The sequence below is a fragment of the Butyricicoccus sp. genome (assembly GCF_977037065.1).
Genome location: NZ_CDRQNY010000020.1, coordinates 38,047 through 45,245, shown reverse-complemented (window position 1 = coordinate 45,245; position 7,199 = coordinate 38,047). Strand labels below are relative to the sequence as shown.

The 7,199-nt window shown below is 51.5% G+C and carries 7 protein-coding genes; 1 reads left to right on the top strand and 6 read right to left on the bottom strand.

The window, feature by feature from the left end; all coding sequences use genetic code 11:
* On the top strand, positions 1–1,318 hold a 1,318-nt coding region (locus tag ACWVX6_RS08095; RefSeq protein ID WP_455152855.1), incomplete at its 5' end, for a reverse transcriptase domain-containing protein.
* Between the two features lie 362 nt (positions 1,319–1,680).
* On the opposite strand, the gene ACWVX6_RS08090 is transcribed toward ACWVX6_RS08095, so the two are convergent.
* The 6 genes from ACWVX6_RS08090 to ACWVX6_RS08065 all read right to left on the bottom strand — a co-directional run bounded on the left by ACWVX6_RS08090 (position 1,681) and on the right by ACWVX6_RS08065 (position 7,113).
* Positions 1,681–2,073, bottom strand: a complete 393-nt coding sequence (locus ACWVX6_RS08090; protein WP_455152854.1) for a thioesterase family protein — start codon at positions 2,071–2,073, stop codon at positions 1,681–1,683.
* Between the two features lie 42 nt (positions 2,074–2,115).
* A complete protein-coding gene (serS, locus tag ACWVX6_RS08085) occupies positions 2,116–3,408 on the bottom strand; it encodes a serine--tRNA ligase (protein WP_116705073.1) in 1,293 nt (430 codons plus the stop codon).
* A 33-nt stretch (positions 3,409–3,441) separates the two neighbouring features.
* A complete protein-coding gene (locus tag ACWVX6_RS08080; RefSeq protein ID WP_455152853.1) occupies positions 3,442–4,011 on the bottom strand; it encodes a hypothetical protein in 570 nt (189 codons plus the stop codon).
* A 12-nt stretch (positions 4,012–4,023) separates the two neighbouring features.
* Positions 4,024–4,899: a ParB/RepB/Spo0J family partition protein gene (locus ACWVX6_RS08075; protein ID WP_188886080.1), complete on the bottom strand. Its 876-nt coding sequence runs from the start codon at positions 4,897–4,899 to the stop codon at positions 4,024–4,026.
* A complete protein-coding gene (locus ACWVX6_RS08070; RefSeq protein ID WP_110435749.1) occupies positions 4,899–5,675 on the bottom strand; it encodes a ParA family protein in 777 nt (258 codons plus the stop codon). The genes ACWVX6_RS08075 and ACWVX6_RS08070 overlap by 1 nt, the downstream gene beginning before the upstream one ends.
* Positions 5,676–6,279: 604 nt before the next feature.
* Positions 6,280–7,113, bottom strand: a complete 834-nt coding sequence (locus ACWVX6_RS08065; RefSeq protein WP_243022086.1) for a ParB/RepB/Spo0J family partition protein — start codon at positions 7,111–7,113, stop codon at positions 6,280–6,282.
* Between the last annotated feature and the right edge of the window lie 86 nt (positions 7,114–7,199).

The window sequence follows — 7,199 nt, the reverse complement described above, 5'->3', positions numbered from 1 at the left end:
CCTAAAGCCAATTTCTTTAGGAGGGACAGCGAGTCGCTGTTCTGGATTTCAAGGTTATCCGCATCGCATAGCGATGCCCAAATCTGATACGCTCCGGCGAATAGCCAATCACTTCATGATTCTCGATTCGCCTCCGCTTAATCAGACCATTTTGTACTGCAAAGGGCTGATTTTTGGGAGGACGCTACACATGAAAATAGAAGGAAGCTGTGTGACCTTTGAGCCGTGCGATGCGGCTTTTGTGAAGAAGTTCGGACCGTTAGAAGCAGCAAATATGGTTTTGGATTACCATTCTGTCCACCCCAATATGCCATTTCTTTATGATGCCGAGCAGCTGGCCGGTTTCTTTGACATAAGCTGTGGTGAATTAAACCACATTGTCAATCACATCCAAAAAGAGTATAAAAAAGCATTTCTCCCCAAAAAAGATGGTACTTATCGCAGCCTATACATACCAAGTATCAGACTTCAATTTTGTTTGGGCCCAATCAAGGATAAAATTCTTTCACAGCTCCCTGTTTCAAAATTTGCAACTGCTTATCAAAAAGGAAGCTCTACTCGCAAAAATGCAGAGCCACATATTGGGAAAAAGAACCTTCTAAAACTGGATATTACCGATTTTTTCGGAAGCATCTCTTTTGAGCAAGTCCTCTGCGCAGCTTTCAACACCCGCTATGTATCGAAGCAGGTCGGCTTTCTGCTGACTTCTCTGTGCTGCAAAAATGATGCTCTTCCACAAGGCTCACCAACATCTCCTGCGCTCTCCAATATCGTCATGCGTCGTTTTGATGACCAGATCGGTCGCTGGTGTAACCAACGCCAAATCACCTATACTCGCTATTGCGATGATATGACCTTTTCCTCCGACCGTCCGCTTTACGGAGTCTATCAAAAAGTCAAAAAAATATTGTTTGAGATGGGCTTTGAATTGAATGAAGCGAAAACACATTTCATCAGCAATGCTGACCGGCAGACAGTAACAGGCTTGGTCGTCAATGAAAAGCTCTCTATCCCCAGCAGCTATAAACGAAACCTGCGGCAGGAAATTTACTATACTTTGAAGTTTGGCATAGAGGACAGCATCGTACACGGTAATCGGTTGAATTTTCTCGAAGACGGTCAACCAATTCGCTGCCCTACATATATGACACACCTAATAGGAAGTGTGCAGTATGTCTTGCAAATCGAACCGGAAAATCGTTGGTTTCTAAATGCCAAGCAAAAGCTGCTGGACTATGCTCGTGCATATTTTAGAGCCGAAGGATTAGGGGAAGAATACTATTTGCATCGCAGTCGCTTACGCGAAAAAGATGAATAAATTGCAGGGCAGTGACCTCGGATTTCGGGATCGCATTCAGATTTATAATGCATCATACTCACATTACCAACCGTGTCATGCGGCAGCAGAAATTTCCTCCCGTAAAGCTATAATCATGCTATACTTTTCCGGCAGAGTATGCTATGATTTAGCAGGTGTTCGGCCGGTCACGACCGAAATATCTTTTGAAACGTTGGAAAAGATGCCCTTCCCTTATGATATGGAGGGCTCTGAAAATCTTTCACTAAGGTGACATACCCCTTAGGTTCTGGTGTCCTCGACGTGCAGGTTCAAGTCCTGTTACCCGCACCAGCAAAAAAACGCTGTGGAATCTCTCCACAGCGTTTTTCTTTTGCTTATTTTTACTTGGACAGCTTGCTCTGTGCCTTCTGCTCAAAGCGCTCCTTCGCTACGATAGCGCGCTGATGCGTGCCCTCACCGATCAGGCCTGCCTCATCATATGCGGCAACCTTGAAGGTGAGCATCTTGCCGTTCGGCGCGATCTCGGTCAGCTCGGTCTCGATACGAACCTCCATGCCCTCCGGCGTAGCGGCAACGTGGCTTACGTTTACCAGCGTGCCGACCGTGGTCTTACCCTCTTCCAGCTCACCAGCTACACTGCCTGCTGCAGTGTTCTCGATAGCTGCGATCATCATCGGGGTGGCAAACACGGATACCAGACCGCTGCCTACATTGCATGCCAGCTGATCCTTGGTTACGATGAACTTCTTCTCACTCTTAATACCAACCTGCATTGGAATCTCTCCTTTTTTCTATAGTTTCTATAGTAAGATAAATTACTTTCTGCGGATCTCAGTCATGCCGCCCATATACGGCTGCAGCGGCTTCGGAATTGCAACCGAGCCGTCCTCACGCAGATTGTTCTCGAGGAATGCGATCAGCATACGCGGAGGTGCAACAACGGTGTTGTTCAGCGTGTGTGCGAAGTACAGCTCCTTCGGATTCTCCTTGCCGCGGACACGGATGCCCAGACGGCGAGCCTGTGCGTCGCCGAGGTTGGAGCAGGAGCCGACCTCGAAGTACTTCTTCTGGCGCGGAGACCATGCCTCTACGTCGCAGGACTTAACCTTCAGGTCAGCCAGGTCACCGGAGCAGCACTCGAGCGTGCGAACCGGAATGTCCATCGAACGGAAGAAGTCAACCGTGTTCTGCCACAGCTTGTCATACCACATCTTGCTCTCTTCCGGCTTGCAGACAACAACCATTTCCTGCTTCTCAAACTGGTGAATACGGTATACGCCGCGCTCCTCGATGCCGTGTGCGCCGACTTCCTTACGGAAGCACGGAGAGTAGCTGGTCAGGGTCTGCGGAAGGGTTTCCTCATCGTTGATGGTGTCGATGAACTTGCCGATCATGGAGTGCTCGGAGGTACCGATCAAGTACAGGTCCTCGCCCTCGATCTTGTACATCATGTTCTCCATTTCCTTAAAAGACATAACGCCCTTAACGACATCACCGTGGATCATGAACGGCGGAATGTAGTAGGTAAAGCCGCGGTCGATCATGAAGTCGCGTGCGTAGGACAGGATGGAGGAATGCAGACGGGCAATATCGCCCTTCAGGTAGTAGAAGCCGTTGCCTGAGGTGCGGCGTGCAGCATCGAGGTCGATGCCGTCGAAGGACTCCATAATATCAACGTGATACGGAACCTCGAAATCCGGAACGACCGGATCACCAAACTTCTCAATCTCAACATTCTCGGAGTCGTCCTTGCCGATCGGAACGGACGGGTCAATGATGTTCGGGATGACCATCATACGGTTCTTGACTTCCTCAGCGAAGGTCTTTTCATCCTCCTCGAGCTTGGTCATCTCATCGGCCATTGCCTTAACCTCGGCCTTGATCTTCTCGGCTTCTTCCTTCTGGCCCTTTGCCATCAGACCGCCGATCTCCTTGGACTTCTTGTTGCGCTGTGCACGCAGCTCGTCACAGCGGGTCTTGGCTGCACGGTACTTCGCGTCAAACTCGATGACCTCGTCAACCATCGGGATCTTCTCGTCCTGGAACTTCTTCTTGATGTTTTCCTTTACCGCATCCGGATTGGTGCGGACAAATTTGATATCCAGCATTGTTTCTATATCTCCTTTTACATTATATACATGTTATTCTGCCGTGTCGTTCGGCTCTGCATCCTGCGCTTGCTCAGCCTGCTCCAGTGTCGCTTTGGCCGACTGGAACAGTTTGCTGATGTTCTCATCAAAGCCATCCTCGCTGCTGCCCAGCAAACGCTCCTCGCTGTATTTCGTCAGCATTTCGTCGTAGGTCTTGCGGGCATCCGCGGTCTGCTTAGCCGCCAGAGAAACGCCGATCTGCGCAAGGTACTGGTACACCTCACGCTCCTCCATGCGCCGCTCGGTCGCGCCGACTACATCGGTTGCCGCCTGCTCATTGTCGAGCGTCTTGCGCACCTTATCCAGTGCAGTATTCTGCATGTCGTACTGCTTCTGCAAATCTTCCACTTTCTGGGTTGCGCCCTGTGCCACGGTCTGCTGCTGTGTCAGCTGCGAGCTCAGGTTTTCGACCTGCTTGTCCGCACGCGACTGCGCCACATAGCTGATCAGAATCAGCGCAATTGCTACAGAAAACAGTCCGACGATATAAAAGGTCAGCGTGGTGCGGCTGAGCTTTTTCTCCGGTTTGTTCTGTTCCGGCTGCTTATTCTGCTCGTCCATTGCTTGCCTCCTTTATACACGCAGGTTTCGGAGTGCTTCACTGAGCCGCTCCAAATCCTCTGCGCCGTAGTATTCCAACGTCAGCTGGCCGCTGTGCTTACCCTGCTGAATGCTGATCTTGCGTCCGAGGACGCCCTCCAGCTCCTTCTCCAGCTCGGCAATGTAGTCCACGGAAACCTCAGGCGGCTGCTCAGGCTTTTCGACCGGTTTTTTGTTCATGCGCTTGGCCAGCGCCTCCGACTGACGGACCGACAGGCCGACCATCTGTCTGGCTGCCTCTACGCGCTTATCCTCCTCGTTTACCGCAAGGACTGCCCGCGCGTGACCGCCGGAGATTTCGCCTTCGCTGACCATCGTACGCACCTCGGTCGGCAAAGCCAGCAGACGCAGTGCATTTGCTACCGCCGAACGTGACTTGACCACGCGCTTGGAAACCTGCTCCTGCGTCAGTCCAAACTGCTTCATCAGACGCTCATAACCTTCGGCTTCTTCGATCGGGTTCAGGTCCTGCCGCTGCAGATTTTCGATCAGTGCCAGCTCCATGACCTCGTCTTCTTCAGCCTCAAGCACCATCGCAGGAATGTCTTCCAGGCCTGCCTGACGTGCTGCACGCCAGCGGCGCTCACCTGCAATGATCTGGTAGTAGCCATCCTTCTCGCCCTTGCGTACCGTGATTGGTGTGATGACACCGTGCAGGCGAATGCTCTCTGCCAACTCGTCCAGAGATACCTGATCAAAGGCCTTCCTCGGCTGATCGGGATTCGGCTCGATTTTTGCCAAAGGCAGTTTTTTTGTGCCGTTATCCAGACTTTCTTCCATCAAATCGCTGGTATCACTGCCGAAAAGGTTGGACAAGCCGCCGCCCAGACCCATTTTTGCGCCTGCCATCAGCTTCTCCCCTTTCGGTCATTTTTCTTCAGAATCTCGTCCGCAAGAGCCAGATAAGCCTCTGCGCCGCGGCACATTCTGTCGTATGCCGTTATGGGCTTGCCGTGGCTCGGCGCTTCACTCAGACGCACATTACGCGGCACAACAGCCGAAAATACCTCGCCTGGGAAGTGCTTTTTCACTTCCTCAACCACCTGAATCGACAGATTGGTGCGTCCGTCAAACATAGTCAGCAGCACGCCTTCCATCACCAGCTTGCGGTTGAGTGCCTTCTTTACCATGCGCACGGTCGTCATCAGCTGACTCAGACCTTCGAGCGCGTAATACTCGCACTGCAGCGGCACCAGAAAGCTGTCGGCTGCACACAGGCAGTTGAGAGTCAGTAGACCGAGTGACGGCGGACAGTCGATAAATACATAGTCGTAATCGTCCTTCACCTGATCGAGTACGTTTTTCAGACGATACTCCCGGTCGGACATTCCAATCAAATCCAACTCAGCGCCCGCCAGATTAACATTCGCGCCCAGCAGATCAACCCACTTAGTCGATACGATGGCGCTCTTGACATCCGGTTGATCGGCTACGATCAGGTCGTAAATCGAGGTTTCCAGTGAGCGCGGATCCACGCCAAAACCGGAGGTTGCATTGCCCTGTGGATCGAAATCACACAGCAGAACGCGCTTTTCGCGCTCCGACAACGCTGCCGCGAGGTTGATAGCGGTTGTAGTTTTTCCCACGCCGCCCTTTTGATTGGCAAACGCGATAATCTTCCCCATAGTCATTTCCTCTCGTCCATGGTTTTTTTCTACGGATTTCATTATATCACATTGCACTTTTAATTGCAAAGCAATCGCAGTATTTTTACAGCTGTTTCACGTGAAACATCAAGTATTTTGCCGTTTTATAGGATACAACTGGTAAATCAACCGGCTTTTGTTTCACGTGAAACAAAAGAGAGCCGTTCGGCTCTCTTACCTTATTATATACTTCTACACGCTTTCCGACTTTCTCCAACTTTACCCAGAAGTGCTGTCCGTAACAGCACGTAAAAAGATCGCGCGACACTGTCATGTCGCGCCTGCGTAGAGTAGCTGACATGTGTAGCAGTACATTATCTGTGAACTGCGAATAGTCTACGAAAGTCATACAAGAGTAATCCAACTGCCGTTCCCCTTTTTCGCAGCAGTTGCCGCTCTCCGATTTTCGCCGTGCTTCCTAAAGGGAAAGGGGTGCTTCACAAGAGGGTGGAAACCGTAGGTGTCTACCCTCTTGTGCCCCTGCCGGGCAGGCAAGTCAAGTTCGCTTCACAAGCGACCATTAAATGTTTCACGTGAAACAAAATCCGCCCTCCTGTGAAACAAAAGTGTTTCACGTGAAACATCAGCTCTTTGCGTGCGGAATATTGATTGTCAGCGTAATTCCATCCTCGTTTTCCTGCCGGTCTACGGTTGCACCGATTCCGGCGTCCACCATTACGCCGACCGCCCGATTGAGCGTATTCAGGAAAAACCGCACATCCTTAATAAGCCGCACAACATTATCCTTATGCGGCGGCTCCGCTAACTCCGGATGCTTTTTCTGCTCCAGCAGGTTCTCGATATACTCCTCCGATCGGCTGACGTTTAATTCGTTCTCGATAATATAGTGCGTTGCGTTCATCCGTTCCTCATCATCATGCAGACGCAGCAGACAGCGCGCGTGCCGCTCTGTAAGGTTCGCACTGCGAATCAATTCCATATTCTGCGGAGAAAGCCGCAGCAGACGCAGCTTATTCGCCACTGCAGACTGTGTTTTCCCTACTTTACGCGCGGCTTCCTCCTGCGTTAGTCCGTACTGATCAATCAGACGCTTGAAACCGTAGGCTTCCTCGAAAAAATCCAGATCACGCCTTTGCAGGTTCTCCACGAGCGCAATCGCCGAGGAATCCTCGTTATCTGCCGCAATCAGCAGACACGGTACGTCGTTGAGTCCTGCAACACGCGCAGCGCGCAGTCTCCTCTCCCCTGCCACCAGCTCGTAACCGCCTCCGGGCGCACGCCGTACAGTCAGCGGATTGAGTACGCCGTACTGCCGAATGCTCTCTGCCAGCTGCGCAATTGCCTCCGGATCAAAATATTTCCTCGGCTGATTGGGATTGCGCGCAATCTCACTCACACGAATACGCCGCAGTGTGCGATCCTCTTTGCCGGAAACCAGCGTTAATACAGACATCATGGTTAACCACTCTCCAATTCGTCTTATTCGTTCATTTTATTCGCGCTTATCTCTGCCGCACCACCAGCAGAATGTCGCCCTCGGTA